29 protein-coding genes are annotated in these 22,140 nt (G+C 65.3%); 18 read left to right on the forward strand and 11 right to left on the reverse strand.

The window, feature by feature from the left end; genetic code table 11:
* Positions 1-37 precede the first annotated feature (37 nt).
* Positions 38-1,144: a glycosyltransferase gene (locus B1A87_RS12885; protein ID WP_144275811.1), complete on the forward strand. Its 1,107-nt coding sequence runs from the start codon at positions 38-40 to the stop codon at positions 1,142-1,144.
* A gap of 117 nt (positions 1,145-1,261) precedes the next feature.
* Here the strand turns inward: B1A87_RS12885 and B1A87_RS12890 are convergent, their stop codons facing one another.
* A complete protein-coding gene (locus tag B1A87_RS12890; protein WP_078027620.1) occupies positions 1,262-1,729 on the reverse strand; it encodes a hypothetical protein in 468 nt (155 codons plus the stop codon).
* Positions 1,730-1,880: 151 nt separating this feature from the next.
* Complete coding sequence (locus B1A87_RS12895) at positions 1,881-2,348, reverse strand: hypothetical protein (protein ID WP_078027621.1); 468 nt, start codon at positions 2,346-2,348, stop codon at positions 1,881-1,883.
* A gap of 240 nt (positions 2,349-2,588) precedes the next feature.
* Here B1A87_RS12895 and B1A87_RS12900 point away from each other — a divergent pair, with 240 nt between their 5' ends.
* Positions 2,589-3,881: a cyclopropane-fatty-acyl-phospholipid synthase family protein gene (locus B1A87_RS12900; RefSeq protein ID WP_078027743.1), complete on the forward strand. Its 1,293-nt coding sequence runs from the start codon at positions 2,589-2,591 to the stop codon at positions 3,879-3,881.
* Between the two features lie 72 nt (positions 3,882-3,953).
* Here B1A87_RS12900 and B1A87_RS12905 read toward each other — a convergent pair whose 3' ends face one another.
* Positions 3,954-4,223 carry a hypothetical protein gene (locus tag B1A87_RS12905; RefSeq protein ID WP_078027622.1) on the reverse strand — a complete coding sequence of 90 codons (270 nt, stop codon included), beginning with the start codon at positions 4,221-4,223 and terminating at the stop codon, positions 3,954-3,956.
* Between the two features lie 143 nt (positions 4,224-4,366).
* On the opposite strand from B1A87_RS12905, the gene B1A87_RS12910 reads away from it, so the two are divergent.
* On the forward strand, positions 4,367-5,842 hold the full coding sequence (locus tag B1A87_RS12910) for a diguanylate cyclase domain-containing protein (RefSeq protein ID WP_260680824.1): 1,476 nt from the start codon (positions 4,367-4,369) through the stop codon (positions 5,840-5,842).
* A 59-nt stretch (positions 5,843-5,901) separates the two neighbouring features.
* The gene (locus tag B1A87_RS12915; RefSeq protein WP_078027744.1) at positions 5,902-7,170 is read left to right on the forward strand and encodes an NAD(P)/FAD-dependent oxidoreductase; all 1,269 of its coding nucleotides are present in this window, start codon (positions 5,902-5,904) and stop codon (positions 7,168-7,170) included.
* A gap of 32 nt (positions 7,171-7,202) precedes the next feature.
* Here the strand turns inward: B1A87_RS12915 and B1A87_RS12920 are convergent, their stop codons facing one another.
* Both B1A87_RS12920 and B1A87_RS23025 read right to left on the reverse strand, forming a co-directional pair.
* Positions 7,203-8,009 (reverse strand): hypothetical protein, encoded by an 807-nt coding sequence (locus B1A87_RS12920; protein ID WP_144275812.1) that lies wholly within the window; start codon positions 8,007-8,009, stop codon positions 7,203-7,205.
* Positions 8,010-8,170: 161 nt separating this feature from the next.
* The gene (locus B1A87_RS23025; protein ID WP_185982318.1) at positions 8,171-8,332 is read right to left on the reverse strand and encodes a hypothetical protein; all 162 of its coding nucleotides are present in this window, start codon (positions 8,330-8,332) and stop codon (positions 8,171-8,173) included.
* A 119-nt stretch (positions 8,333-8,451) separates the two neighbouring features.
* Here B1A87_RS23025 and B1A87_RS23925 point away from each other — a divergent pair, with 119 nt between their 5' ends.
* From B1A87_RS23925 to B1A87_RS23935, 3 genes are read left to right on the forward strand one after another with little or no spacing between them, the layout of a single operon-like run.
* Entirely contained in the window at positions 8,452-8,841 is a 390-nt protein-coding gene (locus B1A87_RS23925; RefSeq protein ID WP_260680825.1) for a hypothetical protein, read from the forward strand.
* Positions 8,741-9,412: a hypothetical protein gene (locus B1A87_RS23930; RefSeq protein ID WP_260680826.1), complete on the forward strand. Its 672-nt coding sequence runs from the start codon at positions 8,741-8,743 to the stop codon at positions 9,410-9,412. The genes B1A87_RS23925 and B1A87_RS23930 overlap by 101 nt, the downstream gene beginning before the upstream one ends.
* Positions 9,403-10,299 carry a hypothetical protein gene (locus B1A87_RS23935; RefSeq protein ID WP_260680827.1) on the forward strand — a complete coding sequence of 299 codons (897 nt, stop codon included), beginning with the start codon at positions 9,403-9,405 and terminating at the stop codon, positions 10,297-10,299. Before B1A87_RS23930 ends, B1A87_RS23935 begins: the two co-directional genes overlap by 10 nt.
* A gap of 120 nt (positions 10,300-10,419) precedes the next feature.
* Here B1A87_RS23935 and B1A87_RS12930 read toward each other — a convergent pair whose 3' ends face one another.
* Entirely contained in the window at positions 10,420-10,623 is a 204-nt protein-coding gene (locus B1A87_RS12930; protein WP_024365339.1) for a cold-shock protein, read from the reverse strand.
* 345 nt (positions 10,624-10,968) lie between these two features.
* Between B1A87_RS12930 and B1A87_RS12935 the strand changes: the two genes are divergently transcribed.
* The 3 genes from B1A87_RS12935 to B1A87_RS12945 all read left to right on the forward strand — a co-directional run bounded on the left by B1A87_RS12935 (position 10,969) and on the right by B1A87_RS12945 (position 12,680).
* Complete coding sequence (locus B1A87_RS12935) at positions 10,969-11,352, forward strand: TfoX/Sxy family protein (RefSeq protein WP_078027625.1); 384 nt, start codon at positions 10,969-10,971, stop codon at positions 11,350-11,352.
* A 183-nt stretch (positions 11,353-11,535) separates the two neighbouring features.
* Positions 11,536-11,754 carry a hypothetical protein gene (locus tag B1A87_RS12940; protein WP_078027626.1) on the forward strand — a complete coding sequence of 73 codons (219 nt, stop codon included), beginning with the start codon at positions 11,536-11,538 and terminating at the stop codon, positions 11,752-11,754.
* 107 nt (positions 11,755-11,861) lie between these two features.
* Positions 11,862-12,680, forward strand: a complete 819-nt coding sequence (locus B1A87_RS12945; protein ID WP_078027627.1) for a DUF1206 domain-containing protein — start codon at positions 11,862-11,864, stop codon at positions 12,678-12,680.
* Positions 12,681-12,769: 89 nt separating this feature from the next.
* On the opposite strand, the gene B1A87_RS12950 is transcribed toward B1A87_RS12945, so the two are convergent.
* Positions 12,770-13,507, reverse strand: coding sequence for a hypothetical protein (locus B1A87_RS12950; RefSeq protein WP_078027745.1), 738 nt, complete (start codon positions 13,505-13,507; stop codon positions 12,770-12,772).
* Positions 13,508-13,626: 119 nt separating this feature from the next.
* Here B1A87_RS12950 and B1A87_RS12955 point away from each other — a divergent pair, with 119 nt between their 5' ends.
* The 4 genes from B1A87_RS12955 (at position 13,627) to B1A87_RS12970 (ending at position 15,704) form a co-directional block, all read left to right on the forward strand.
* A complete protein-coding gene (locus B1A87_RS12955; protein ID WP_144275813.1) occupies positions 13,627-14,082 on the forward strand; it encodes an HNH endonuclease in 456 nt (151 codons plus the stop codon).
* A gap of 334 nt (positions 14,083-14,416) precedes the next feature.
* Entirely contained in the window at positions 14,417-14,791 is a 375-nt protein-coding gene (locus B1A87_RS12960) for a hypothetical protein (RefSeq protein ID WP_139362737.1), read from the forward strand.
* Between the two features lie 26 nt (positions 14,792-14,817).
* Positions 14,818-15,117, forward strand: a complete 300-nt coding sequence (locus B1A87_RS12965; RefSeq protein ID WP_139362738.1) for a hypothetical protein — start codon at positions 14,818-14,820, stop codon at positions 15,115-15,117.
* A gap of 2 nt (positions 15,118-15,119) precedes the next feature.
* Positions 15,120-15,704 (forward strand): hypothetical protein, encoded by a 585-nt coding sequence (locus B1A87_RS12970; protein ID WP_078027631.1) that lies wholly within the window; start codon positions 15,120-15,122, stop codon positions 15,702-15,704.
* A 22-nt stretch (positions 15,705-15,726) separates the two neighbouring features.
* On the opposite strand, the gene B1A87_RS12975 is transcribed toward B1A87_RS12970, so the two are convergent.
* Positions 15,727-16,146: a nuclear transport factor 2 family protein gene (locus B1A87_RS12975; protein WP_078027632.1), complete on the reverse strand. Its 420-nt coding sequence runs from the start codon at positions 16,144-16,146 to the stop codon at positions 15,727-15,729.
* A 256-nt stretch (positions 16,147-16,402) separates the two neighbouring features.
* Between B1A87_RS12975 and B1A87_RS12980 the strand changes: the two genes are divergently transcribed.
* Positions 16,403-16,939, forward strand: coding sequence for a Wadjet anti-phage system protein JetD domain-containing protein (locus tag B1A87_RS12980; RefSeq protein WP_221937579.1), 537 nt, complete (start codon positions 16,403-16,405; stop codon positions 16,937-16,939).
* Between the two features lie 85 nt (positions 16,940-17,024).
* On the opposite strand, the gene B1A87_RS12985 is transcribed toward B1A87_RS12980, so the two are convergent.
* Positions 17,025-17,414, reverse strand: a complete 390-nt coding sequence (locus B1A87_RS12985) for a hypothetical protein (protein WP_078027634.1) — start codon at positions 17,412-17,414, stop codon at positions 17,025-17,027.
* Between the two features lie 130 nt (positions 17,415-17,544).
* A complete protein-coding gene (locus tag B1A87_RS12990; RefSeq protein WP_078027746.1) occupies positions 17,545-17,970 on the reverse strand; it encodes an Hsp20/alpha crystallin family protein in 426 nt (141 codons plus the stop codon).
* Between the two features lie 166 nt (positions 17,971-18,136).
* Here B1A87_RS12990 and B1A87_RS12995 point away from each other — a divergent pair, with 166 nt between their 5' ends.
* On the forward strand, positions 18,137-18,472 hold the full coding sequence (locus B1A87_RS12995; RefSeq protein WP_078027635.1) for a MerR family transcriptional regulator: 336 nt from the start codon (positions 18,137-18,139) through the stop codon (positions 18,470-18,472).
* Positions 18,473-18,547: 75 nt separating this feature from the next.
* Here the strand turns inward: B1A87_RS12995 and B1A87_RS13000 are convergent, their stop codons facing one another.
* A complete protein-coding gene (locus B1A87_RS13000; RefSeq protein ID WP_078027636.1) occupies positions 18,548-18,853 on the reverse strand; it encodes a hypothetical protein in 306 nt (101 codons plus the stop codon).
* 345 nt (positions 18,854-19,198) lie between these two features.
* Here B1A87_RS13000 and B1A87_RS13005 point away from each other — a divergent pair, with 345 nt between their 5' ends.
* Both B1A87_RS13005 and B1A87_RS13010 read left to right on the forward strand, forming a co-directional pair.
* Positions 19,199-20,842: an alkaline phosphatase gene (locus tag B1A87_RS13005; RefSeq protein ID WP_078027637.1), complete on the forward strand. Its 1,644-nt coding sequence runs from the start codon at positions 19,199-19,201 to the stop codon at positions 20,840-20,842.
* Positions 20,839-22,131 (forward strand): alkaline phosphatase family protein, encoded by a 1,293-nt coding sequence (locus tag B1A87_RS13010; protein WP_260680828.1) that lies wholly within the window; start codon positions 20,839-20,841, stop codon positions 22,129-22,131. The genes B1A87_RS13005 and B1A87_RS13010 overlap by 4 nt, the downstream gene beginning before the upstream one ends.
* The last annotated feature ends 9 nt before the right edge of the window (positions 22,132-22,140 follow it).

The following is a 22,140-nucleotide window of genomic DNA, read 5'->3' on the forward strand; positions in this document are numbered from 1 at the left end:
CGGTGTTCACCGCCGGCATGACCGCCGGGAGGTTCCAATGACGGATTTTCTCTTCGCAACGCTCGACGCCGGAAGGAACCTGCCGCCGGCCCTCGGCATCGCCCGTGAACTGGTCCGTGACGGCCACCGGGTCCGCTTCCTGGGGCACGCGCGTCAGGCCGGGCCGATAGAAGCGGCGGGCGCCGAATTCCGCGCGTACGGCCATTCCCAGCCGATGGCCCCGGCGGACCACATGTCCGCCCTGCAGCAGATATCCATGATGGTGTCCGTGTTCACCGACGCCGGAATCGCGCGGGAACTCGCTGAGGAGGCACGGCGCGACCCTCCGGATGTGGTGATCGTGGACTGCCTGCTGCTCGCCGCCATCGACGCCGCGGCCAAGGCAGGGCTTCGCACCGTGGTGCTGGTCCACAGCTTCTATGCGTTTTTCGACGGTCCGTTCCGGCGGACGCCCGTCACCGCCATCATTGCCGCGCGGGGGCTTGGACCGCGCCACGTGATGCAGCGCGCAGACCGGATCCTTGTCTGCTCCGATCCCCTCTTGGACCCGGCCGGCAGCGCGAACGGCAACGGCAAGGTGGGGTGGTCCGGGGCGGTAGTGGAAGTGCAGCAGCCGGCAAACCCTGCCCCGCCGGGGTTGTGGCCCCGGGTGCTGGTGAGCCTGAGCACCACGGCCTTCCCCGGGCAGGAGGCGTTTCTTCAGAAGGCGCTGAACGCGGTGACCGATCTGCCGCTCGAGGTGGTGGTGACTACGGGTCCCGCCATTGATCCGGCGGGCCTGCGAGCGCCGGCCAACACGATTGTGCACCGCTACCTGCCGCACCGGGACGTGATGCCGGACTGCAGCGCGGTGATCGGCCACGGCGGCCATGCCACCACCATGCTGGCCCTGGCCCACGGACTCCCGCTGGTGATCGCCCCGATGCATCCGATGCTGGACCAGCGGATGGTGGGCAAGGCGGTGCAGGACGCCGGCGCAGGGCTGCTGATCAAGGCGTCATCGTCCCCGGGGGAGATCGGCCGGGCCCTGATGACTGTGGTGGACTCTGCGATTTTCCGCACGGCTGCCTCCATGGTGGGCCGCCGGATCCGGGCGTCCGACGGTGCCCGGACCGGGGCGCGGCTGTTGGCGGAATTTAGCTAGTAAACACGTATTTATTTTTGAATACCCTTCCCATTTACCATCTACCGCTCTTGCCTACCGCGGGTGGCTGGCATATCTGCCAGCCACCCGCCGTCGTGCGTTCCCGTTTTGCCGAGCTCAACGCGACGGCACTTGGTCCACGAACGGGACCTGGGCGACGTACTGCTGGTACAGCTTTAGTGCGTCGTCAATGGGGATGTGGCCAAAGTTCAACGTGTCCTGCAGGCCGTCGAGTTGTGCGTTCGCTGTCTCTGCCGCAGTGACCCTGTCAGCCAGGGCATGTGAGTTGGCAAAGTTAGTGGCCAGCGCGGCTGCTACGGACAGGATTACCGCTGCCAGGCACAGAAATCGCCACACCACGGAATCGTCGCCCAGCGAAAATATGCCCTGGACCGCTTCGGTGAACCCTGTGCCGCCGGCCGCCGGTCCGGCGGTGAGCATGGCGGCCAGTGCGCTGCCCACGATGCTGATGTTTGACAGCCTGTTCCGGCGGGGCCGTTCCCGCCCCAGATAGGAGCGGATGGCTTGTTGCCTCTGTTCGATGCGGTCGGACAGTCTCTGCCGCGTTTCCGGTGATTCGTCCATGATCTGCTACCAGCCTTCCTGTCGGACGGTTGCGATCAGGATCCCACCGCACCCGTGACCGGTCCAGACTCGGCCGCTCCGGTGCCGGCAGCCGCGATTGGCCGCAGGGAAGCGAGGCATGGCGGGCAAAGAAGGACGCGCTCTCGCTACGTCAGCGCGCGGGTACTTGGTCCATGAACGTTACGTGGGAAACATATTGCTTAAATAGCATCGCGGCTTCGTCGAGGGCTAAGTGTCCGAAGTTCAGAGACAGCTGCAGCCCTTCCAACTGTGCAATCGCCGTTTCGGCCGCGCTGACTTTTTCGGCGAGAGCCTGGGAGTTGGCGAAGTTCGTGGCCAGCCCCGCCCCGACGGACAGAATCACAGCACCTAGGCATAAAGCACGCCAAACGATTGAAGCGTCACCCAGGGACAATGTGTCCTGAACCGCTCCCGTGAACTCCGTGCCTCCGAACGCAGGCCCTGCCGTGAACATGGCCGCCAGCACACTCCCGACCACGCTGAATTCTGTGAGTTTGTGCCGGCGCGGCAGCTGCCGTCCCAGATAGGATCGGATGTCCTGCTGTTTCTGGTCGATGCGGTCGGACAAGCTCTGACGAGTCTCCGGTGAATCGTCCATGGTCTGCCACCAGCTTCCCTCTCCGAGAGTGTGCGATCAGGATCCCACCACCACAGATTCCCGGTCCAGAGTCAATAACAACGGACGCTGCGAGCGGCAACGGACCGACACGAAAAACGGGACAGGCTTGTCTCCCTGTCCGGGGCCCGCGGGCTTGTGTAACTTTAGGTTCTAGTGGCGGGACTGCAACGGCGCAGTCCCGCCCCGCCTGACGCGAGCACCGGACGAGAGGCAACGAACATGGCAAAGACATCGGGTGTGGCACCACGGCTGGCCAAGGCACTGGCCGTAGTCCTGGGCACGGAGGAGATCCCCATCAGGCTGCGGGCATGGGACGGCTCGGAAGCAGGTCCGGCAGATGCGCCGGTCATCGAGTTCCGGTCCCGCCGGGCGTTGCGGCGGATGCTGTGGTCCCCCGGTCAGCTGGGCCTGAGCCGGGCCTACGTAGCCGGCGAAATTGAAGCACACGGCGACATCTTCGCCACTTTCACGGCCCTGAGTTCCGCGGGCAAGTTCGCTGAGCCCGGCCCCTTCCGCAAGCCAACCCCACGTGAGCTGGGGACGCTGCTCACCACCGCCGTCAGTGTGGGCGCGGTTGGGCCGAATCCCGCGCCGCCGCCGGAGGAAGCGAAGGTGGAAAAGCACGGCCGACGGCACTCGAAGAAGCGGGATGCCGCGGCGATCTCGCACCATTACGACGTCGGCAACGACTTCTACCGCCTGGTCCTCGGGCCGTCGATGGTGTACTCCTGCGCGGTCTTTGACAGCGAGGACACCTCTCTTGAGGCCGCCCAGGAAGCGAAGCTCGATCTGGTCTGCCGCAAGCTCGGGCTGAAGCCCGGGATGCGGGTGCTGGACGTGGGCTGCGGCTGGGGCAGCTTTGCCCTGCATGCCGCGGAGCGCTACGAGGTAAACGTCGTCGGCGTGACGCTGTCCACCGAGCAGGCGGAACGGGCCCGCAAACGGGTGGCCGAGGCCGGGCTGACCGAGCGCGTGGACATCCGCGTCCAGGATTACCGCGACATCGACGACGGGCCGTTCGACGCGATCAGCTCCATCGGCATGTCTGAGCACGTCGGCCGCGAACAGCTCGGGCATTACGTCTCCACGCTGCACGGGCTGCTGCGCCCGGGCGGCCTGCTGCTCAACCACGCCATTTCGTGGAACGCCGGGCCCACCGAGGACGACCCCGATTCGTTCATCCCCCGCTACGTCTTCCCCGACGGCGAGATGCTGAGCCTTTCGGACATGGTGGTGGCGCTGGAGGGCGGCCGCTTCGAAGTGCTCGACGTCGAGGCCCTCCGCCGGCACTACGCCCTGACCCTGCGCGCCTGGGTACGGAACCTCGAAGAGAATTGGGACGAGGCCGTTCGGCTCGCCGGCGCGGGCAGGGCCCGGATCTGGCGGCTGTACATGGCATCGAGCGCACTGGGCTTCGAGAACGGGCTGACCGGCGTAAACCAGGTGCTGGTGCAAAAGCACGGCGGCGAAGAAGCACCGCTGCGGCTCAGGAAGTGGACGGCTGCTGGTTAAACCCCTGGATCTCGACAGGCTCGATCAGCGGCGAGCGCTGGTTGAGCCTGTCGAACCTAGCGGGCCAGCGGGCTACTCACCCATGCCGGGGTGGACCTTTACGAAGTCGATCTTGTTGCCCGGGCTGGCCTTCTTCTTCGCCGGGGACCTCGTGAAGCCTTTCGCGTCCAGGTGGTTCTGGGCACGGTATTCGGCGAGCGCGTCGTCGTAGGCCTTGTTGAGCCGGCCGCCCGCGACCTGTTCCGTCGTGCCGTCGGCAAACGTGATGGAAATCAGGACGCTTTCCGGGAAGTGCCGGCTCATCCGGATGAAGCCTTCTGTGTCCTGCTGGAGAGTAATCATGGTGTTCCGCTTTCGTGGTCGTGGCTTCAAGTCTCCCGCACTTTCGGCCTGCAAAGTGCGGCGCCCCCATCACACGGGATCATGACAACGAAATGTACCCGCGGCAACGCCGCCGTGAACCCCGCTCCTGCTAGCCTCCTCCTATGACAACCGGACCGATGGTCGGGTCAACCGATCCTCGCGGGACGGCCCCGGAGATAACGCCTGCGGACACGCCGGCTGATCCGGCCAACGTCAATCCCCCACCTCCGGCGGCTCCCCCGAGCCCGGCCCGCACCTGGAGTTTACAGCGTGAGTGGTCCAGGGCCTTCGTCTTCATGCTGTCGGCGCTGATACTTGGGGCGATCGTCACTATTGTGGGTGTGCGGGCCGTGGTCCACCAGCTGGAGACGACGGCCCACCAGATACAGCTCGAGTCCCGCGCGGCAGCAACGTTGGCCGCCGCGGTTGACGACCACGAGCAGCTTGGGCACCAGATCCTGGCCGATGCGCCGGTGAACCGCGAGGCGTTCATCCTGCAGCAGCGCGAAGTCTCGAAGCTCTTCGATGACACCGCAGGGGTCCTGCCGGAGGAGGACGGCATGCAGTCCGCCCTCCGTCTTGGCCGGCAGGACTGGCAGGCGGCCCTGACGGCGCGCGGCCTTTGGGGAAACCAGGTGCTGGAACTCAAGGGGAACCACGTGGCGGAGACTCCCGCCTTCGCCACGGCCAGCAAGGGCGTGCGCGACAAACTCATAGGCATCCAGAGGTCCGCCCTCGAAGCGCTGGACAGGGGGCTCGTTGACACCGGCGACCTTGAACAGCTGCTCATTGTGGGCAGGACGGGGCTGCTGACCGTGGCTGTCGGCGCCACCCTCTACTTCCGGCGCCGCATGGTCAAGGACCTGATGCGGCCGGTGAACAGCCTGCGCCGCGGCGTCCATAAGCTGCAGGCCGGTGACTACGGCCACCGCATCAGCGTTGCCCGGCGGGACGAGCTGGGCGAGCTGGCCACCGCGTTCAACGGGATGGCAGCCGCGCTGCAGGACAGCCACAGGATACTGACGCACCGCGCCACGCACGACGCCCTCACCGGACTCGCCAACCGCTCCGCCCTGACCGAGCGGCTGGCCGGATCGTTCGCCTCCGGAAGCGACCTCAGGACGCAGCACGAGGGCCTGCTTTTCATTGACATCGACGACTTCAAGGACGTCAACGACTCCTTCGGCCATGAGGGCGGCGACGAACTCCTCGTCCAGCTGGCTGCCCGGCTCCGGGCCAGCGTCCGCAGCCACGACATGGTGGCCCGGCTGGGCGGCGACGAGTTCGCCGTCGTCGTTCTGGATAACGACGACGGCACTCCCGCGACGGGGCCCGTCGCCGAACGGATTTACGAGACGCTGAGCGAGCCGTTTCTCATCGGCGATCTTCCGCTGACCGTGTCGGTGAGCATCGGCGTGGCCCAGCGGAGCGCCGAAACGGCCGACGCCGCGGAGTTGCTGCGGCAGGCGGATTCCGCCATGTACGCGGCAAAACACGGCGGGAAGGCGCGCTACGAGGTCTACAACCGCGAGGCGAACCAGCTGAAACGGCAGGTGCGGCCGTCGCTGTCCGGCCAGGCCACAGACAGCTCCTCCTGAAGCGCCCGCCACGGGCGTACACTCCTGCCATGGGACCGGTAAATGCCGCTGCCAACAGCATGGAATTCCGCCCGGGCGATGATGCCCAGGAGGTGGACACCCTGGTGGTCGGCGCCGGGCAGGCTGGCCTGGCCACGAGCTACTGGCTGAGCCAGGCCGGCGTCCAACACCAGCTGCTCGAGCGGCGCCCCGCCCTCGGAGGCGCGTGGCAGGACCGGTGGGACGCGTTCGTCCTGAACACGCCGAACTTTTCGCTCGCGCTGCCCGGCATGCCCTACGACGGGCCCGAACCGGAAGCCTTTATGCCGCGCGCGGACGTGGTGGACTACATGCGGAAGTACGCGGAGACGGTCGGCGCGCCGGTACGCACGGACACGGACGTCACGCGGATCGCCCCCAGCGGCGGCGGATTCAGCGCGGAAACGAACCGGGGCGGCTGGCGGGCACGCAACGTGGTGCTGGCCACCGGCGGCTACCAGAAACCGAAGATCCCCGCAGTTTCCGCGAAACTGCCAGGCAGCATCCTGCAGCTGCACACCGATGCCTACCGCAACCCGGAGCAGCTGCCTGCGGGCGCCGTCCTGATCGTGGGCACCGGCCAGTCCGGCGGCCAGATCGCGGAGGAGCTGCTCGCCGCCGGCCGCGAGATCCACCTGGCCGTGTACACCTGCCCGGAGGCGCCGCGCCGGTACCGCGGCCGGGACATCCTCTTCTGGATGATGCACCTTGCCGAGCACGGGCCCAAGTACGGACTCAACGGCCTCACCACGGGGCAGCTGCCCTCCCCCGCGGCGCGGTTCGCCTGCAACCCGCTGGTGTCCGGCGCCGACGGCGGCCACGACATCCGCCTCCGGAACCTCGGCCGCCGAGGCGTCCGGCTGCACGGCCACCTGGAAGCAGCCGACGACGGCGGCCTCGTCTTCAGCGACGACCTCGCCGAGCGTCTGGCCACAGTCGAGACAGCGTTCTACCAGCGCATGCAGCCGATGTTCGATGCGTACATCGCCGCGGCCGGGATTTCGGCGCCGGCGGCGGAAGCGCCCAGGGCGGATGACTGGCTCCCCGCCGGACCCGCGCGGGTGAACCTGGCGGCGGAAAACATCACGTCAGTCATCTGGGCCACCGGCTACCGGCTGGACTTCAGCATCCTGGACATCCCGGTCCTGGACGAGTGGAACTATCCCCGGCACAGCCGCGGCGTCACCGAACACCCCGGCCTGTACGCCGTGGGGCTGCCCTGGCTGACGAGCCACGGCTCATCGATCTTCGCCGGCGTGGGCCGGGACGCGAAGTACATCGCGGAGCACATCGCCGGCAACGCTGGTTGAGTCTGTCGAAACCGAGGCCTCGAGAACCCCGCCTACCCCGCACCCACAGCGGCGAATTCCACCTGCGCCGCCAACCCGGCCGCGCGGAACCATTCCTTGGCTCTTGCCTGGACCGAAGGCATCGCGAGCTGCCCAACAACCCGTGCAGGCGGTCCATCGAAGACTGATTTCCCGTCCTGCAGGTCTTCCGCGGTCACGCTGGCTGCGAGGTGCCGAAAGAGAGCCGGCTGGTCCAGGAAGGGAAGCTTCTCGCCCCGGCCATCGGTCAGAACACCCCAGCTCGAGGCAAAGAGCGAGAAGGACTCCGGCCGCTCGCCGTTGTCCAATACCAGCGGACAGTCCTCGCCATTGAGTTCAATCCGCTGGTAGTTCGGTTCGGTCTCGTCGAGCGCCATCAGTTGGCACTCATCAAGCCACGCCACCCACACGGTGCTGCGCCTTCCCCGCCGGGAATACGGAGCGGCCGCGATATAGCCGGCCTTACTCACGTGCGCCGAGTGGCCCACAGCGACGTGGTGTAACTGGGCACGGACCAGCGGCAGAATTCCGCTGACGGGATGCCTGAACCGAGCGAACTTTCGCCTCAGGACGTCGGGACTGGAATTCGAGCCGATGGAGACCACGGGAGACCGGGAGTCCAGCGGCTCCGCATTGGCTTCCGCCAGGGCCTCACTGAGGCAGGAGGAAAGCGAATCGTCTTCGCCATCCAGCAGGGTCGACTGCCCCAGCGGCAGGTCGGCTGCCAGCTGCAGCGAAATGAAATCACCGCCATGCATGACACCCGAGGCTTCAGGCGGACTCCACGGATATTGCAGCGGATCGATCTGGTGAGTACACACAGACATATATCGACCCTACTCCTCGCGGCTGGGCACAGGAACCGCGGGTGAGGGCGGATCATGAGCACGACGGCGGGAGGCCGGCAGATCTGCCGGCCTCCCGCCGTCGGCCGCTGGTTGAGCTTGCCGAAACCAGCCGCCGCTGAAGTCGGCCGAACCCGCTAAAACCGCGCCTCCGAAAACGGCACGCTCGGAAGGTTGCCCGCTTTCCACGGCTCGGTGGAGCGCACACCGGGAGTGTGGCCCCGGCCGTCGGTGATGACGGACCGGACGGTGGCCGAGACAACGCCGAGTCCGACGAACAGGAGGATGAGCAGTTCCATGGTGGTGCACCTCGGTTGAGTGTGTGCTGATTGGGTGATTTCAGTGTGTCCGCCCTGCGTGTGAGCAAGCGTGTGAGGCAGCGCAGACGCCGGGAAGCCGCAGCAGTACCATGGGCGGTATGGCCGAGACGTGGATCCGGCTCCTCGGTCCGCCGCGGATCGAGTCCCCTGGCACAACTCCCCCGCAGCCCCGGGGCCGCAAGGCCTGGGCGGTGCTGGCCTACCTCGCGCTGCAGGCGGACGCCACAGGCCGGTCCCGGACAGCCGCGCTGCTGTTTCCGGATGCCGAGGATCCGCTCGGCGCGCTGCGCTGGAACCTGTCCGAGCTGCGGCGGGCCCTCGACGGCGTGGAAATCGCCGGCGATCCCCTGCGGCTGGGCCGTTCAGCCGCCGTGGCGCTGCGACGCTATGCAGGCAGTCCACTCGGGCGGCCTGGGAGGACTCGATCCCCGCACGCTCGATGGCCAGTTGCTGGAAGGGCTGTCCTTCGCCGATTGTCCCGTCTTTGATTCCTGGCTGGCGGACCAGCGCTACCGCCTCGACAACGTGGTCCAGTCCCTGCTCTATGAGGCCTCGCTGGCCGCACTTGCTGCGGGCAATCCGGGTGAGGCGGTGGAGCTGACGACGCTCGCGCTGCACCGGGATCCGTTCCATGCGGATTGCAACGCCGTTCTGGTCAAGGCGCTCGTGGCACTGGGCGAGCACCGCCGGGCCCGGGAGCACGTCACCAAATGCGGGAACCTCTACCGCCAGGAGCTGGGCCTGCCGCTGCCAGCGGAAATCCGGCAGGCCCTGTCCGCTGCCGCTCCGGAGGCGGACCCCGGCATCCGTGCCACTGCGGCGACAGTGCGGTCCTATCTCGACGCCGGCGGCGCCTCACTTTGGGCGGGCGCCGTCGACCGGGGGCTGGATCAGTTACGGCTCGCCGTCGTGCTGGCCCAGCGCACCGGCGACGACCATCTGCTCGCCGAGTCCCTCGTGACGCTGTCCGGGGCGCTGATCCACCAAGCCGGCGGCCGCGGCGCCGAGGTGGCGGACTTCCTGCACCGCTGTCTCTTATACACATCTAGATGTGTATAAGAGACAGGGCCCGACGGCGCCTCCCGCACTGCCGCCGCGGCGTACCGCGAGCTGTCTCTTATACACATCTAGATGTGTATAAGAGACAGGTGCAGCGGGGCGTCCCGGACCGCGCGGCCGGCTGGCTTGACCGGGCGATGCGGGCTGCCGAGGGATTCCCCGACGAACAGGCAAGAATTCTCGGGATCCAAGGCATGCTCGCCTCGGATACCGCCCGGTATGAAGACGCCGTGACAGCGCTGACCGAGTCCGGAAGGCTCGCCGAAGAACTCCGGAACCGCCGGCAGCAGGCCTTCAGCGAGGCGCTGCTCGGCAGGGTGCGGCTGCTCCGCGGCGAACTGGATCAGGCGGCCAGTTCACTGGACCAGGCCCGCGACTGGATCGCCGGAGAACACTGGACGGCGTTCGAACCGTTTGTCGACGGCGTGCGGGGCGAAACATATCTGGCCGCCGGTCGGCTGGAGGAAGCTGCGGAACTGATCGACCGGTCCTGGGTCATGGCCGATCTGGCGGGTGACCACTGCTACATGGCGTTGGCGGCAGGCGCCGAGGCACGGCTGTTCCTGGCGCACGGCGATCTGGTGGCCGCGGAACACTGGGTTGGCCGCGGCCTTGAACCCAAGCCGTGGTACCTCTGGTATTCGGCGCGGCTGCTGGATACCGCGGCGGAAGTCGCCATCGCCGTCCGGTCCCCCCGGGCTTCAGAGTTCGTCGGGCGGCTGCTCGAACTGGCGAGCCGCAGTGGAATGCGGGAGTTCGTGGTGCGGGCCCAGTCGCACCGGGCGGTGCTCGGCGACGAGGCAGCCGCCCAGACGGTGCCCTGGCTGGCGAAGGAGATCGACAACCCGGCGTTGGAGGCGTTCCTGGCGAAGCGGCACGTTGGTTGAGACTGTCGAAACCTCCGAACAAGCACACTCGGGTTAAACAAAAGCAGGGCCCGTCAAAGACGGACCCTGCTCGAAACCTGTAAGGTTCCGGACTCAGAAGAGTTAGCTAGAAGCTAAGTCTTAGAGAGCCTGGATGTTTACAGCCTGGGGACCCTTGGGGCCCTGCTCGGTTTCGAAGGAGACCTTCTGGTTCTCTTCGAGGGAGCGGAAGCCGGAGGAAGCGATCGCAGAGTAGTGTGCGAAGACGTCCTGTGAAGAGTCATCGGGGGAAATGAAGCCGAAGCCCTTTTCAGCGTTAAACCATTTGACGGTACCAGTAGCCATTATTTTTGTCCTTCGTGAAGGTGGAGGAAAAGTCCCGACTTTCGGGTCCTCCGGTGTGGGGTGTTCAAAACCGCTACTTCAGAAGAACGCGGACTTTCGACCGCGCGTACTGCCTGAACTACCAAATACAAACACAACAACGGTCTCTACTGTACACGTGTTTCAGGGCGGGACCTACCAAAAGCCAGATGGGGCACATCCGCTCAGTACGGAAGGCAGCAGGAGACCGCCCAAACGACCCGGCTGGCACGGACGGCAGATAGCCTCGCCCGCGCCCCCGGAACGCAATATGCTTCACACAAACCAGCCCCCATTGGTCTCCCATGCGTACCGAAGGAAGAAGCCATGCAGATGCCCAAGCCGTCAGAGGCCGACAAGGAACATTTCCGCGCCGTCATGCCCACGGATCCCGACGTCGTGGTGAAGCCGATGTTCGGCAACCTTGGCGCCTTCGTCAACGGGAACATGTTCGCGGGCCTCTTCGGCCCCACCATCGGGGTGAAACTCGCGGACGCGGACCGGGAGGAACTCGAAGGCACTGAGCGGACCGTTCCCTTCGGGCCGGCTGAGCGGCCCATGGGCGGTTACACGGGATTGCCGGAGGTATGGAACGCCGAGGGCAGCGGTGATGATGCGCGGGCCAAAGCCTGGGTGGCGAAGGCCTACTCGTATGTGGCCGGGCTGCCGCCCAAGGAGCCGAAGGTTTCCAAGCCCCGGGCCAAGAAGTAGTTCATCTTCGGCCTGACATTCGTCGCTGTCACCATGGGTGCCAGGGTCCGGCGCCGGGGCCCGGTGGCTTGGCCAAAAACCATCGCCCGCTACGGCGGCCGCGCCGGCCCTCCGAAGAATAGACTGGAAAGGAGCCTTGGGCTCCTCGGATGCCTTGGCGCTACTGAAAGATAAGGACACTTCATGACACAGAATCCCGTCCCCACCGCAGAGACACCCGATACCAATGCCGGTGAAGAAGAAACCATTGGCAAGTCTGTACATCCCGGCCCGGACAAGGACGCTGAGGGGAACGAACCTGGCGCCGAAGTGGAGGATATGGATCTTTCACCTCTGGGACTCAAGGATGCCCCTGCACAGGACGAGAACGAACACAGCCTCGTCGATCCCGGAAACAGCTGATCTGACACGCTCACTTCAGCGCCGTCACCCCGGACCCCCTGCGGCGTCGTAAGGCACCCCCTTCCGCATGCCCGCCACCACATCTGCGCTTTCCTTAAGGATCGGCAATGAAGAAAGAGCTGAAGGACGCCGCGAACGCGGTCGAGGATGCGTCGAACTCCAGGGCTTTTGTGCTTGCGGCCAGGGCAGGTTTTGCCGTCAGCGGCCTGTTGCACCTTCTGGTCGGGTTCGTCGCTATCCAGTTGGCATTGGGCAAGGCGGGAAAGGCGGATCAGGCCGGTGCCGTCGCCCAACTCGCTGCCCAGCCGCAGGGGCTGCTGTTGCTGTGGGTCGGATTCGCCGCCTGCGTGGCTCTGGCACTCTGGCAAACCAGTAACGCCGTATTCGGTTACGGTCAGCTGGAGGCCAGGAAGAAGGTGGTAAGGAAGCTGTCCGCAGCCGGCAAGGCCGTCGTGTTCGCGGTCATGGCGCTGACGTTCGCTGCCTCCGCAAGCGGAAACAGCCAAACCAGCGGAAAGACGACCAGCGACTTCACCGTCTCAATCATGAAAGCACCAGGGGGCGCGTTCCTGCTGATGATCATCGGAGCCGCCATCGCCATCGCCGGCCTTGTCTTCGTGGTTCTCGGCTTCAAGGGATCGTTCAAGAAGGACCTGCAGCTGCCGCCCTCGGGCACCGCGCGGTCCGTCGTGACGGGGCTGGGAGTGGTCGGCTACATAGCGGAGGGCGTCGCACTGTTTCTGGTGGGCTTGCTGTTCATCATTTCCACCGTTCAGGCCAACCCTCAGGAGTCCACCGGCCTGGATGGCGGACTGAAGGCGCTGCGCGAGCAGCCGTACGGGGTGTATATGCTGACCGCCGTCGGCGTCGGCCTTATCTGTTACGGCCTCTACCTGATGGTGAAGGCCAAATTCGCGCGGATGTAAGCTGGCCACCTTCACCGGCCGAGTGAAGAATCCCGAAAACATTGACGTTTCGGCGGTCATCCGGTTGCGGGCGGATGTGCTGTGGAAGCCTAGGGCAGGACAACATTCACGAGTTCTGACCGGCCGCCTGTCTCCAGGTCCTCTGTAAGCACCAGCGAACCAACCTGCGGGCAGTAATACTTATGCTCCCGCGAGTTCTTTTCGAGGGGCGTCCAGTCGTAGACCTTGACGCAATCGGTGTATGTGCCTGATTTGGTGGTGACGGTCTCGCCGGTAGCGACGGTGTCCCGCATGTCTTCCGCGTTACCAACGTAAAATTCCTGCCTGTAGGAGTCGCCGACGCGCTGTTCGGCCTTCATCCAGATGCCGGCTTTTGCCCCGTCTTTTCCGTGGAGAAAGCTGCCCGAGTGGTGCAGCAACATCCCATTCCAGTAGTTGTTCACGTCCTCGCCGAAGTACCACACGTCGCCGTTCTTGTGTTGCGCCAAGTAGTCCCGGGTTTCCTTTACGAGCTGCCCGTTCTTGTACTCCTTATCCAGATACACCACCGTCTCAACACCCTCTATGGTCATGGTCTCCTGCAGGATTTCGATTTCGATCCTCTCGGTGACTGTTCCTTGCGCGGTAGTTTCGTAGGTCAGTTTTTTGCCGACAGGGAGGGCGAAGTATTTATTGGTGATTTTCGTGGTGAAATCGGCGGGGTTGACCTGTGGGTTGTACTCCGCGGCCCTACTCCTTTTTGTGTTGTCGAAGGCAAAAAGTGTCGCCCCGCCAACCACCAGCAGCAGGACGATGACTCCAAAGAAGATTTTGGTTCGTGAATTCATGACCTTTCCCACTCCTTCTGAGTAGAAATTCCTGTAGGGGGTCAGAGCACCGTTGCTTGCCCATGGCCATAGGAAAAAGGTATTGCAGTCCGACCTGAACCAGAACACCCTCTGCGAACATGCTCTTGGAGAGGCCCCGCCTCCCCGTAGCGTCAGTGAAGATGTTCGACGGCGTCCTGGTCGCCGTGGCGCTTCCCGCCACTTTCATCGTCGCCCTGGTAATCGTGGCCGCCGTCATGAGAGCCCGGGACGTCCGGCGCCGCGGCCCGGTCCGGCGCTTCAGCCGCCAGCAGCGCTGCGAAGGCATGGCACGGGCTGCCGGCCAGTGCGAGATGGAGGCGGGCTTCCGCCGTCGTTGTTCCCGGCCGGCAGAGCACGGCGACCATTTCTATCCGTGGTCCAAGGGCGGGTCCACCAGTCTGCAGAACTTCGTCGCCGCGTGCAGCAGATGCAACCGCGCGAAAGGCGCGCAGATACCGTCGCCAGCGCAGCAGGAAAGACTGGAACGACGACGGCGGACGTACGTCGCGCTCGACGGCGCGGCCGCCGTCGGCGAACGGCAGCCGCTCCCCTAGCCAGCCGGACCTGAACCAGCACTCAGACAGCAACGCGGGGTCACTTGGCGCCCAATTTGCCGCCTTGATTGGGCGCCAACTGACCCCGCGTTGCCCGGCTGTCCGCCAGAAACCGAGTCCGCTGCTGTGAGCGACAGAGGCGGGGCTGAGTGCCCTCTCGCCAGGCTAAGCGCCCTAACACCCGAAGCCGAGAACTCCGCTGCCGCCGCCCCGCAGACAACGTCAGTTCCGACCTCTACAACGAGCATTCTCACGCAGGCGCGTCGACGCTCCTGCTCCGTCTGTGGGCAGCGTGAAGCTGCCTTGGACGGACCATGAATGGGGATGGCTGATCATGAGCAACGGCGCACCTGACGTTAGTTCAGAACCCCGCGCCGTCCCACCACGGAAGCCTGCCAAACCGCCGCGGATCGGAACAGCGAAGGAACATCCGGCGTCGGCAAACGAACGCTCCGCCGTGCGTGCCTCGGGCACCATCGCAGCGTCAGCGCCGCCGCTCGACAACTACGCGGCGTTCCTCGGCCGGCTGGACGCAGCAGCCGGGAGGCTCACGCCGCGGCGGGATGCCCTGACCACGGCCCTTGGTGCTGCGGAGCTGCTCCACCACCAGAACCACGCAGGGCTCGAGCTTTGGGGCCAGCGCCTCTCCCGCATCAAATCCTGGACCAGCACACCGGCAACCGGGAGGCGCGGACTTACAGCACCCTGAGGGAGCTTCACGACATTGCCATCAAGATGAAGCAGATGTTCGGCAGCCGAGCGGAGCGCGTACAGCAGGTGTGCAACGTGATCAGGGCCCGCCGGGTTCAGATCAACACGTCTCTGTTTGAGCTGGAGAAGAGCAAGGTCAAATTAACGTCGTCCAAGATGCTGGCGCAAGAGCGCGAGAATCTCAGCAAGGTGGTCGCCGATCTTTCGGTCACCGGTGAGGGCATCAGCCACGGTTTCCCGGACCCTGGCCTACAGGAAAGTCTGCGGGAGGCGCGGGAAGCAATCATCCTGGCCGAAGCCCTGCTGGAAGTGAAAGGGAACTGAACATGCAAATTCCACGGACCGAGCACCGGGAAATCTGCAGCTTCACTTCGAAGGAATGGACCGGCAGGCCGGCCGACGGCGCGGGCGCCATGTTCGGCGGCTTTTCAATTGTCGGCTTCGTCCTGTGCCTGATCCTGATGCTGTTCGTGCCCGGCCTCCGGGACGTCGGCGCCACCATGCTGTTCGTCGGGATCTTCGCCTCGACTTTCACGGTCCTGGGCATCCTGGGCACGGGTTCGAGCGAGCGCGCGTTTCTGCAGCGGCTGACTGCCGCTGTGAATGAAGTGATTCTCGAACTCACGGCGGACAGGGCGAACCAGCTTTCGACTGATGAGCTCCGCTCACTGCTCGTCGACGGCGGGAGCCTCCCGCGGCTTGTGAACGGGGTGTCCGGTCTGCACCTGAAGGTCATCCCGGAGCCCACGCCGAAGCCCAAGCCGAAGCAGATTGCCCCGCCGAAAACTGACGCGGTCACCACGACCCGAATCGTCATCGCGGGCACGCCACCCGATTACGGCATTGGCAGTTTCGACCGGCTCCTCGAAACCGCTACCAATGACCCGGGATTCAATTCCTCCGCCACCTAGCAGTGACGGTTGGCCAGCTTCCTCAGCCGGCGGGCTCATCAACCGGAACGTAGTCGCCGTGGCGGTGGACGATCTTCCATTCCCCGGCTTCGCGGCGGTAGACATGGGTGACGCGAAGCTTGGTGGACTGGGGCGGGCCGCCGTCGACCGACAGGTTTGCTCGTTCAAAACCGACCGTATACGCAAGATCCCCGCTGGCTCCCGCCGCAAGAAGTTCGAAACTGTAGGCGGTGCAGTGGGAGAACCGGGAGGCAACCCAGCGGAAGGTCCGGCTGACCGTGTCCCACCCCGAATCGGACATCCCCATGGCACCCAACAATGTGACCGGGTCGGCGCGTGACCACAGGGCAATCCTCGGCTCCGCATCGCCGTTGTGAAGCGCCGCTTCCGCCGCTATCTGGCGGTCCAGCATCGCGGTCAGGAAATCCTCGAGTTCGCCCATGCCCTTCTCCTTCGCCGGTCCACAGAGCATCGTTGTCGCGAAACAACGCTTTCCCGGCCAGACTGGCAGCTCCCGGGAACGGCGTCAACGCTGGCCGGGTCCCGTCAGGGCGAGCAGGAGCGTCATCCACGGGAACGTTGTCCGCGAGCGCCACGGCCACTGCGCAAGGTCGTTGCCGGCTTGCGGTCCCCCGGAGCATTCTTGGGGAATGGGTTCGCATGGTGGGGACGGCAGGGCTGGGATCGATGCTGGTCTGGTGGCGTGGATTCCCCGGCTCGCCCCGTCTATGCCGGTGGCCGTGCCCGTGCTGTCGAAACTCTTGGACTTCGACGACGGGACTACGTCACGCTCCCTGTTGGCGGGGTTCGTCCTGGCCGGGAACGTAGTATTTCCGGCCGTCGAAGGGCCCACCGCCGCCGCGCTCGGGGACAAGACACTGACCTACAAGAACACCGGCACGGTGGAAAGTTCGGTCCGCTCCGGGCTGACGGACACCATCGATGCCCTATCCAAGCGCATCGCCCGAGCCTCGGAAAGCGCCGTCCGGCTGATGGCGGACTTCCGCAGTAAGTACGTGGAGAGCGTGCTGATGGACGAAGAAACACTGCTGTCCCATCGCGATGCCTGGGCAACGGAGCCGTCACCATCTACGGCGGCCCTGACCAGGCTGACTCCTGGGGAAGCAGCGCTCTACGAAGGACTCGGGAACGACACCTATGGATCATCCGTCCGCCTGGAACAGGAGCTGATCCGCTGGGACTGGGCGCGAAGACGTCTTGCCAAGCCCGTTTGAGCTGTGGATGCGGTCGGCTGGCGTTCCGCTGCCCGCTGCTAGTCAAAGTGGATCAGCACGGAGGCCCCGGGATTGCCCGGAGGCTTTACTGGGCCATGCCCTCCGGACCGTAGAGGAATTCCCTGGCGTGTGCGACAGCTTTTTTAAACGCGTCGTTGCGAAGGGCGATCAGGTGTTCCGTGTCGCCATCCGCCGGTTCCAAGTAGCCGGTAAAGCCGGGCCGCAGCACCCAGATGTCACCGGCGGGCGGCAAATAGAAAACACCGAACGAGCGGTGCTGCTGGTCATCCTCTGTCCAGATGGGAACCACGGCCAGTGCCGCACCGGTCCCGGGATTGACCCACTGGGCCCGGGGCAGTGGCTGTTCATGGGCTTCCGGGTCCAGGAACGGTGCCGTGCCCTGTCCCCAGCGTTGCTCGAAGCGTTCGTAAAACGCCGGAAAGAGGTGGGAGTCGTAGCGGCGCCAGTCACTCATTTCTTAAGTCTCCTTCCTTCATCGGGTGTAACTTCCCGGCCCATGGCCCGTTCTCCCACCGGACCGGCGATGCGCGGTCGGGCTGGGGCGGTTCCGGCGGAAGCCGCCCCGGCCCTGCCCGGCAGCGCCGCTAGCTCGCGATCTCGCGGGACTGGTCCTGCTTGCTCTCGATCGAGATTTTGCGTGGCTGAGCCTGTTCAGCCACGGGGATACGAAGGGTCAGGACTCCCGCGTCGTAGCTCGCCGCGACATTCTCCGTGTCCAGCGTGTCGCCCAGGATCAGTTGCCGGTTGAAGACCCCGCGCGGCCGTTCCGAAGCGATGAGCTCGACGTCGGGATCTGCGGGGTCCCTACGCTCCGCCCGGACGGTGAGCACGTTGCGTTCCACACTCAGGTCCACGGAATCCGCAGTGACGCCGGGAAGGTCAAAGGCTACGACGAAGTGGCCGTTTTCCTGCCAGGCATCCATCGGCATCGCCGCCGGCCGGGCAGTTGTTCCAAAGACCTGCTGGGTCAGCCGGTCCAACTCACGGAACGGGTCCGTCCGCATCAACATCATTTCCCACTCCTTCAGCATGGGTTGTTCGAATGGCCTTGTATTGCGCCGCATCAATTTTCTATGTCAGCGGGTACAGATTTTTTATAACATCGGTGCCATAGTGGTGCAAGAGGTACTTTCGAAAATTCCGGCGAGAACAAGAACCAGAGGGAGTCGGCGCATCATGGCAGGACGAGCGGCCGACGCACCGCAGGACCGGAACAGGGGTGTCCACGCCATCTCGGTGGTAGCAGAACTCATCGGAACCGGACAGCAAAACATCAGACTCTACGAACGTAAAGGTCTGCTGACGCCCGAGCGGACATCCGGGGGTACGCGGCAATACAGCGAATCCGGCCTCGCCGTTCTCCGCAGGATCGGCGAGTTGCTTGAAGAGGGCCTGAACCTCGCTGGCATTGCCAGGGTCCTGGAACTGGAGGCCGAGAACGCCAGGCTCACCCGCAAGCTGCAGCACCCACGCTCGAGGCCGGCCACTCAACCGCCCGACACGAATCGCTGAGCCCTTGCCACCATGCGGGTCTCCTCGCCAGATCCATCCGAATAAGTACTCCGGCATCCTGATACCGTGCTCCGCCTATAAGGATGCTGGGAGGTCCTCGGGGTCCTGGATGTCGCGGAGGTGGGCGACCAGGGCCTGTTCGGGACGCCCAGGCCTCTCGACCAAATGCACGAGCAGCGAGACGCGAGTGTCCGGATCGAGGTCCGGCTGCGCGAGCAGGTCCGCAATGAGGCGATTGAGCTGGAACTGCAGGAGTCCCCCGCACGGAGCCGGAGCCGGAGCCATCGGGGCCGGCGCCGAAACCGCGGGCACCGGCCCTGGTAGCGGCAGGTCGCGCCACAGCCGGGGATTGGCGGGCGGCTGGAGTTGGAAGAGCGTCACGGGTCGTGCCTTTCGCCGGTGCCGGCCATGCCCGGCCCGTGCGGCCGTTCACACCGGCGAGCTGCCGGTGATCCCCGGTCTGCAAGAGGATCCACCTTTATCTGTCCCTCCATATGCTTGCGGCAACTGATGATGATTTCCCGGCGAACCTTGGAGACCATGGGGGCCCGTCTTGCCCAGGGGCCGGTGCCCTCCGCCCCGGGAACCGGGGCGGCGTTTCGGTAGCGGAGGAATTTCGGCCCACAAGGTTCGTCGGGTTTTCCCAAGGGGAACTCTGGGCGAACGTCGGGTTAACTGCCCTAAAAACCGCCGATCGGTGCCTAGATCATCTGGATACTGGAAGACATGACTACCTTTACTCGTCGTCAAGTACTGCGTTCAGCGGGGGTCGCCGCCGTGGCGGGAGCCGTGACTTCGGGCTCTCCGGCGGGCGCGTTTGCCGCCTCCCAGAACGGCGTCTTTGGCCACGGCATCGCCTCAGGAGATCCCATGCCGGGGAGCGTGCTGCTGTGGACCCGTGTGACGCCCACTCCGGAATCACTACCCGGCAGCGGTGCCGGCCCGGACGTTTCCGTCCGATGGGAAGTATCCACCGATGCCGCGTTTACGAAAGTGGTGGGCCGAGGTACTACTTCGACTGGCCCGGGCCGCGACCACACCGTCAAGGTCATTGCAGGCCGACTGCTTCCGGCCACGAACTACTGGTACCGGTTCACTCTCGGACAGGAGATTTCACCCGTGGGCCGCACCCGCACGGCACCGGCGGCAGGAGCCCCGGTTGACCGGCTGAAGTTTGGTGTGGTGTCCTGCGCCAACTGGCAGGCTGGCTATTTCTCCTCCTACCGCCACCTCGCCGCCCGAGGTGATCTCGACGCGGTGCTCCACCTCGGCGACTACCTCTATGAATACGGACCGGGCGAATACCAGTCACGCGGCGTGGTGGTCCGTCCCCACGACCCCTCGCACGAGATGACCCAACTGGCCCACTACCGCCGCCGCCACGCCCAGTACAAGACCGATCCCGACCTGCAGGCCCTGCACGCCGCCGCACCGTTCATCGTGACCTGGGACGACCATGAATCGGCCAACGACGCCTGGAAGGGCGGGGCCGAGAACCACACCGAGGGTGCCGAAGGGGCGTGGAGCGAGCGGTTTGCGGCGGCGCACCAGGCCTACGCCGAGTGGATGCCCGTGCGCTACGAACCGGGCGGCCAGATTTACCGCCGGCTGGACTTCGGTTCGCTGGCCAGCCTGTCCATGCTGGACCTGCGTTCCTACCGGGACCAACAGGCCGCCAACGGTGCAGACTCTTCGATCAGCAGCCCCGTCCGTACCATCACCGGCGCCGCCCAGATGGACTGGCTGCTGGGCAGCCTCAAATCCACAGGCCCCCAATGGAAGCTCGTGGGCAACCCCGTCATGATTGCCCCCGTCCGGGTGCCCTCGACCCTGAGCACCTCCGAACTGGCTGGCGTCCAGAAGCTGATGGGTGGCACCAACATCAGCGGAGTCCCTTACAACGTGGACCAGTGGGACGGCTACGAAGCAGACCGTAACCGCGTGGTCCGCCACCTGCGGGACAACGCCGTCAAGGACACCGTATTCCTCACCGGCGATATCCACTCCGGCTGGGCCTGCGACATCCCCGCGGATCCCTCCACCTACCCGGCCACCGGCGATTCCGTGGCCGCAGAGCTGGTATGCACCTCCGTCACGAGCGATAACCTCGACGATATCCTGAACGTTCCGCCCCGGACCGGATCCGTCGCGGTCGAGAACGCCATCAAGGCAGCAAACCCGCACGTGAAGTACCTGGACTTCGACTCGCACGGATACTCAGTCGTTGACGTGACCCCTGCCGGAGTCCGGATGGACTGGTATGTCCTGGCCGAACGCACCTCGGCCAGCTCCGGGTCCACGCTGTCCACGTCGTTCAATGTTCAAGCCAACACCGGCAAAGTCACGCCGACACGGGGAGGACTCCAGTGAGCCGTTCACCGCAGCAGGGCGCGCCCGCAAGCAACAGAATTTCGACGCCGGGGCGCCGGCAGTTCCTGCAAGTCGCCGCTGCCGGAGGTGCCGCCGTCGTGCTGTCCGCCGCGCAGGGAACAGCGTGGGCCGCGCCGGCGGCGGGACGGACGCGCAGTTACGTGCTCGTGGTGGACGGCTGCCGGCCGGACGAGATCACAGCCACCTTGACTCCGCGGCTGGCCAGCCTCCGTGCGGACGGCAGGAACTTCCCGGCCGCACGTTCCCTGCCAGTGATGGAAACCATCCCTAACCACGTGATGATGATGACGGGCGTCCGCCCGGACCGCTCCGGCGTTCCTGCCAACTCGATCTTCGACAAGACCGAAGGCGTGGTCCGCGACCTTGACCGGTCCACGGACCTCCGCTTCCCTACCCTCCTGGAACGGGTGCAGGAGCGCGGGCTCACGACCGGATCTGTGCTCAGCAAGAAGTACCTTTACGGCATTTTCGGGACCCGCGCCAGCTACCGCTGGGAACCCCAGCCGCTGCTGCCAGTCACCGGGCACGCGCCCGACGCCGCCACGATGGACGCCCTGCTCGCGATGGTCAGCGGGCCGGACCCGGATTTCGTGTTCACCAACCTGGGCGACATTGACCGCGTAGGCCACTCCGACGTTTCCGGCACCACGCTGCGGGCAGCGCGTGAGGCTGCCCTTGCGGACACCGACGTGCAGGTGGGGCGCTTTATCGACCACCTCAAGAGCACCGGCAAGTGGGAGTCCAGCGTAGTTATGGTGCTCGCGGACCATTCCATGGACTGGTCCATTCCCACGAACGTCATTTCGGTCGACCTGATCCTGCAGTCCCGCCCGGATTTGCAGAACAGCATCAAAATCGCCCAGAACGGCGGTGCTGACCTGCTCTACTGGACCGGCTCCGAAGCAGACCGCACGGCTGGTTTGGCCGCCGTCGAACAGCTTGTAAGGGCCCATGAGGGCGTGCTGTCCGTCAACAGGCCGGCCGACCTCCGGCTGGGCACCGAGGCCGGAGACCTCGTAGCCTTCTGCCGCGCCGGCTGGCGCTTTTCCGACCCATACGTGGCCTCGAATCCGATTCCGGGTAACCACGGTCACCCCGCAACGGAGCCCATTCCCTTTTTCATCTCCGGCGGCAGCCCGCTGGTGGCGAAAGGGACGGTTTCGTCCGAAGCTGCCCGTACCGCCGACGTCGCGCCGACCATCGGCGGGATCTACGGCCTAAAGCCGCCTGCAGGCGGCTACGACGGAACCGCCCGGGCTCTGCACTAACGCGTCCGC

Source organism: Arthrobacter sp. KBS0703 (assembly GCF_002008315.2).
Taxonomy (GTDB): domain Bacteria; phylum Actinomycetota; class Actinomycetes; order Actinomycetales; family Micrococcaceae; genus Arthrobacter.

Excerpts from the sequence above, each read along its gene's own strand:
- B1A87_RS12885 (WP_144275811.1), top strand. The coding sequence starts at position 38 with ATGACGGATTTTCTCTTCGCAACGCTCGACGCCGGAAGGAACCTGCCG.
- B1A87_RS12890 (WP_078027620.1), bottom strand. The coding sequence starts at position 1,729 with ATGGACGAATCACCGGAAACGCGGCAGAGACTGTCCGACCGCATCGAA.
- B1A87_RS12895 (WP_078027621.1), bottom strand. The coding sequence starts at position 2,348 with ATGGACGATTCACCGGAGACTCGTCAGAGCTTGTCCGACCGCATCGAC.
- B1A87_RS12900 (WP_078027743.1), top strand. The coding sequence starts at position 2,589 with ATGGCAAAGACATCGGGTGTGGCACCACGGCTGGCCAAGGCACTGGCC.
- B1A87_RS12905 (WP_078027622.1), bottom strand. The coding sequence starts at position 4,223 with ATGATTACTCTCCAGCAGGACACAGAAGGCTTCATCCGGATGAGCCGG.
- B1A87_RS12910 (WP_260680824.1), top strand. The coding sequence starts at position 4,367 with ATGACAACCGGACCGATGGTCGGGTCAACCGATCCTCGCGGGACGGCC.
- B1A87_RS12915 (WP_078027744.1), top strand. The coding sequence starts at position 5,902 with ATGGAATTCCGCCCGGGCGATGATGCCCAGGAGGTGGACACCCTGGTG.
- B1A87_RS23025 (WP_185982318.1), bottom strand. The coding sequence starts at position 8,332 with ATGGAACTGCTCATCCTCCTGTTCGTCGGACTCGGCGTTGTCTCGGCC.
- B1A87_RS23925 (WP_260680825.1), top strand. The coding sequence starts at position 8,452 with ATGGCCGAGACGTGGATCCGGCTCCTCGGTCCGCCGCGGATCGAGTCC.
- B1A87_RS23930 (WP_260680826.1), top strand. The coding sequence starts at position 8,741 with ATGCAGGCAGTCCACTCGGGCGGCCTGGGAGGACTCGATCCCCGCACG.
- B1A87_RS23935 (WP_260680827.1), top strand. The coding sequence starts at position 9,403 with ATGTGTATAAGAGACAGGGCCCGACGGCGCCTCCCGCACTGCCGCCGC.
- B1A87_RS12930 (WP_024365339.1), bottom strand. The coding sequence starts at position 10,623 with ATGGCTACTGGTACCGTCAAATGGTTTAACGCTGAAAAGGGCTTCGGC.
- B1A87_RS12935 (WP_078027625.1), top strand. The coding sequence starts at position 10,969 with ATGCAGATGCCCAAGCCGTCAGAGGCCGACAAGGAACATTTCCGCGCC.
- B1A87_RS12940 (WP_078027626.1), top strand. The coding sequence starts at position 11,536 with ATGACACAGAATCCCGTCCCCACCGCAGAGACACCCGATACCAATGCC.
- B1A87_RS12945 (WP_078027627.1), top strand. The coding sequence starts at position 11,862 with ATGAAGAAAGAGCTGAAGGACGCCGCGAACGCGGTCGAGGATGCGTCG.
- B1A87_RS12950 (WP_078027745.1), bottom strand. The coding sequence starts at position 13,507 with ATGAATTCACGAACCAAAATCTTCTTTGGAGTCATCGTCCTGCTGCTG.
- B1A87_RS12955 (WP_144275813.1), top strand. The coding sequence starts at position 13,627 with ATGCTCTTGGAGAGGCCCCGCCTCCCCGTAGCGTCAGTGAAGATGTTC.
- B1A87_RS12960 (WP_139362737.1), top strand. The coding sequence starts at position 14,417 with ATGAGCAACGGCGCACCTGACGTTAGTTCAGAACCCCGCGCCGTCCCA.
- B1A87_RS12965 (WP_139362738.1), top strand. The coding sequence starts at position 14,818 with ATGAAGCAGATGTTCGGCAGCCGAGCGGAGCGCGTACAGCAGGTGTGC.
- B1A87_RS12970 (WP_078027631.1), top strand. The coding sequence starts at position 15,120 with ATGCAAATTCCACGGACCGAGCACCGGGAAATCTGCAGCTTCACTTCG.
- B1A87_RS12975 (WP_078027632.1), bottom strand. The coding sequence starts at position 16,146 with ATGGGCGAACTCGAGGATTTCCTGACCGCGATGCTGGACCGCCAGATA.
- B1A87_RS12985 (WP_078027634.1), bottom strand. The coding sequence starts at position 17,414 with ATGAGTGACTGGCGCCGCTACGACTCCCACCTCTTTCCGGCGTTTTAC.
- B1A87_RS12990 (WP_078027746.1), bottom strand. The coding sequence starts at position 17,970 with ATGTTGATGCGGACGGACCCGTTCCGTGAGTTGGACCGGCTGACCCAG.
- B1A87_RS12995 (WP_078027635.1), top strand. The coding sequence starts at position 18,137 with ATGGCAGGACGAGCGGCCGACGCACCGCAGGACCGGAACAGGGGTGTC.
- B1A87_RS13005 (WP_078027637.1), top strand. The coding sequence starts at position 19,199 with ATGACTACCTTTACTCGTCGTCAAGTACTGCGTTCAGCGGGGGTCGCC.